This is a genomic window from Shewanella chilikensis (genome assembly GCF_002836945.1).
Lineage (GTDB): Bacteria > Pseudomonadota > Gammaproteobacteria > Enterobacterales > Shewanellaceae > Shewanella > Shewanella chilikensis.
Genome location: NZ_NIJM01000092.1, coordinates 1 through 4,022, shown reverse-complemented (window position 1 = coordinate 4,022; position 4,022 = coordinate 1). Strand labels below are relative to the sequence as shown.

Genomic DNA, 4,022 nt, shown 5'->3' with positions numbered 1-4,022 from the left:
GGCTACGCCAACGTCATCTCGCTAATCGCTGTTTCAAAGGATATGAGGAAATTGTGGATGCTTGCAGTCAGGCTTGGAACGACTTCGTCAGCAGTACAGTACAAAGCGAGTGATAAAGATGTGCACCAGAGACTGGGCGAAAGTGACTGAACTTTAATGCGGATTGGTATGAGTCGCACTAGTGTTAATGCTTGGGTCACAAATTACAGTGAGGCTGTTTGCTTGTCACTTGGATCAAGGTCCAATGTATCGGACAGCCTACGTATTGGTCGGCTGCATGGTAATCCTGGATAAAAGAGGGATATCAGTCGGAAAGTTGTGCGAAGTATTTAGAATGTCGCGTTCTTCAGTCGCCGGGTTCAACTCCTTGTCGGCTTTATCTCTGCCTGCGCCTTCGTCAAATCATGCTGTTTCTTCTTATCAAAACCATACTTCTTTACCCTAGGCATGCAGGCTATGGTTGGTGATATCTAAGCAATGTGCAACATCTGCGATGGAATGGCTACGATCAACAAACTTTTGACCGTTCCAACTTTGCACTCTTCAGGTAACGTTTACCACTCAATGACCACCTATCTTTTCAGTTATTTTATCTAAGGAAGGTGCGAATAAGCCTTCATAACGTTCTCTAGTGTAGTAAAGCCGATTACTGTGTAAGCTCCGAAAATCGTGGCTTACAGACCAGTCTGCTGTGTTGTGTTTCTAGCAAAGGACTAAGGCTATTTGCTACGAACCACGCCTTGCATTTAGTCATGTAAGCCAACGCAGTGCATACATGGGACTTATTCGCAGTTTCCCTAACTGAGAGGTGTCTAGGAAATCAGTGGCTATTCACTCCATATTTCACGCCGTACCTTGAGTTATTCTCGTTATAGTATGGCAAACTCTGAAACCCTTATTTAATGCGCTCTAGCAGTACGCCTGCCTCCATGTGGTCGGTATAAGGGAATTGATCAAACAAGGCAAAGCGTTTGATTTCGTGAGTTTGACTCAACTGTTCGAGATTATCGGCCAGGGTTTGCGGGTTGCAGGAAATATAGAGGATGGAGTCATAACCCTGTACCAAGTTGACGGTCTCGGGATCCAGGCCGGCTCGCGGTGGGTCGACAAAGATGGTATTGCAGTCGTAACTTTTGAGATCAATTCCCTCTAGGCGTTTGAAGCTACGCTCTCCCGTCATGGCCTGAGTAAACTCTTCGGCTGACATACGGATGATTTGCAGGTTCTCAGTGCCGTTTTGTTTAATATTGTATTGAGCGGAATCGACCGAGGGTTTAGCTAACTCGGTGGCCAGTACCTTGGTGAAATTCTGCGCCAGCGCAATGGAAAAGTTGCCATTGCCACAATAGAGTTCAAGTAAATCGCCGCTACTGTCACGGGTACAGTCTATAGCCCATTCAAGCATTTTGGTCGCTACTTGGGCATTAGGCTGGGTGAAACTGTTTTCCACTTGTTTATAGATGTATTCCTGCTGGTTGACTTGCAGACGTTCGATTACGAAGTCTCTGTCCAAGACAAACTTCTGTTTGCGGGCTCGGCCGATAATATCGACCTTGAACTCTTTCTCGAGTCTTTGTTTCAACGCCTTGGTTTCATTGAGCCAGTTATCATCCAACTGTTTGTGATACAGCAGTGACACTAAAATCTCGCCGGACAGAGTAGAAAGGAAGTCTACTTGAAACAGCTTGTGTCTCAGTATGCTGTTAGGGCGTAATTCGTTCATCAGTACCGGCATCAGCTGATTGATAAGGGCACTGGCTGGCAGGAATTGATCACAACGAACCTTGGCTTGTTGTTGTTGGTCAAACATGTAGTAGTAGAGGTCATCTCCGTCATGCCAAACTCGGAATTCTGCTCTCATACGGTAGTGTTTCTGTACCGAGGGAAACACCTCTAATACCGGCGGAGTGAAGCGGGCAAAGGCCTGTTCCAGCTTGAGACGCTTTTGTTCCAACTGCGTATCATATTGATTGGGGTCCATTGCTTCTAAATTCATAATATTCACTCTTGGCTTAAAACCGGGGCGCAAATATTATACTACGTGGCGCTTATGTCCAGTTTCATTCCTTTGTGCTTTTATTCAAGCTGTGAAAAAATAAGATCTCATCTGCTGTCGTGGTTTCAAACCATGACTCGTCTTAATATCGTTTAGAGGCTCAATTTGTCACGTCCCATACTGGTTTTTGACTCAGGCATAGGTGGCCTATCGGTGCTTAAAGAGATCCGTAAGCTATTGCCGCTGAGACAGTATTGCTATCTGTTTGATAATGCGCGCTTGCCTTATGGTGAGCTCGCGGAAGCCGAGTTGGTAAACGGATGTGTGGATTTGGTTACTACTATGGCCAAACAGATAGATGCCGCGATAGTGGTCATCGCCTGTAATACAGCCAGTACTTTGGTTCTTCCCGAGTTGAGGGCTCAACTGACGATTCCTGTTGTTGGGGTTGTACCGGCTATCAAACCTGCTGCGACTATCTCCAAGCGAAAGCATATAGGGTTATTGGCCACACCGGGAACTGTGAAAAGGGCTTATACCAAGGAACTGATCAATCATTTTGCCAGCGACTGTCAAGTGGAACTCTTTGGTTGTTCAGAGCTGGTATTGCTAGCAGAGGCCAAGGCGGCTGGTCAGGCCATAGATATCGCAGCAATAAAGAAGTTACTGCAACCGGTCATCTACAGTGAACTGGATGTGCTTGTGCTTGGTTGCACTCACTTTCCTATGCTAAAGCCTGAGCTACAACAAATACTGGGTGATTATGTTGAACTACTGGATTCCGGCGAGGCGATTGCGAAGCGAGTGAAGAGTCTGCTGCAATATCAGCAGGAAACCGCTGACTTAGATCAACCAAATAATGAATGGGCTTTTTATACCAGCGAGATGATTACTGAAGGATTGAAATCAACGCTGGCCGAGTATGGTTTTGCTCAAACGGCCAAGACCTCAACCAGCGTGATGACGTAGGACTTCTATTCCTGCTTATCTGAATCTTGCGATTTGGCTTCACGTACTTTCAGAGTACGCTCCTGAAAGATGAAGTCATTCAGTTTGGTCATTGCTTTTTGAGCGCCGGACTCTGACATTTCCACAAAACCAAATCCTTTACGTCTGCCGGTTTTGCGATCTCTCACTAAACGAACAGAATTCACTGGGCCGTACTCCTCAAACAATAACTTTACTTCAGTGTCGTGTGCTCTGTAAGGGAGGTTACCTACGTAGAGAGTCATGGTTGGGCCATTGTAAGTTTCTTGTCCTTTAGCTTGAGCCTGACTTGGACTGGATGTGAATGCATAAACTGCAGCAGCAAGGAGTGCACCAACAGGGAAGGCCAAAAATGCAGGCAGTTGAGGCATGAGCTGGTATATCGCAAGCGCGCCCAGAATGGCGATGCCCAACACAATCAAAAATGACTTTTGCATAAGAAATGTTCTCTGTGAAGAATAATTGATAAATTACTGTTAAAAGCGATGACTATGGTAATGAATTATTTACCTTTAAACCAGACTGACGCCCAAAAAATGACCTTTGCTCTCATTTTTAAACATAAGCAGGACCTTCAAGCTAAGTTTTTTATTCAAAAAGGCTATTAAATGGCCTTCGAGGTTAAAAGGTAGGCGCTTAGTGTAAGGAGGAGTAAAAAGCTCTTGCGCTATTGGCTGGCCTCCCTATAATGCGCTCCCACTGACACGGCGCAGCGGCAACGCGAAAGACGTGACAGGGTCGAAGAAAAGAGGCTTTTGAGTCCTTTCAACGACAGGCGAAAAAAGATGGTAAATACCTCTTGACGCCGCAGCAGGAAAGCGTAGAATACGCAGCCCTGACCCGATGGGAAGCATCGCGGTACTGCTCTTTAACAATATATCAAGCAATCTGTGTGGACACTCACAGGCATTGAGAAATCGACAAAACGATTTAACTCGATGAAGAGTGTTCATACGTCGGAGGCCAAGCGGTCTTAGGAAGACAATTCGTATCCGCAACAACTTGGCTCACAGAACGACATGGCTACGATCCGACTTCT

3 protein-coding genes are annotated in these 4,022 nt (G+C 45.9%); 1 reads left to right on the top strand and 2 read right to left on the bottom strand.

Annotated features, from left to right (window positions below; translation table 11 throughout):
- Positions 1–895: 895 nt before the first annotated feature.
- Positions 896–1,996: a tRNA (uridine(54)-C5)-methyltransferase TrmA gene (gene trmA, locus CX651_RS19530; RefSeq protein ID WP_101057776.1), complete on the bottom strand. Its 1,101-nt coding sequence runs from the start codon at positions 1,994–1,996 to the stop codon at positions 896–898.
- A gap of 165 nt (positions 1,997–2,161) precedes the next feature.
- Between trmA and murI the strand changes: the two genes are divergently transcribed.
- Positions 2,162–2,965, top strand: a complete 804-nt coding sequence (murI, locus tag CX651_RS19525; RefSeq protein WP_101057775.1) for a glutamate racemase — start codon at positions 2,162–2,164, stop codon at positions 2,963–2,965.
- Positions 2,966–2,970: 5 nt separating this feature from the next.
- Here the strand turns inward: murI and CX651_RS19520 are convergent, their stop codons facing one another.
- Positions 2,971–3,420, bottom strand: coding sequence for an RNA recognition motif domain-containing protein (locus CX651_RS19520; protein ID WP_039036161.1), 450 nt, complete (start codon positions 3,418–3,420; stop codon positions 2,971–2,973).
- Positions 3,421–4,022 lie beyond the last annotated feature (602 nt).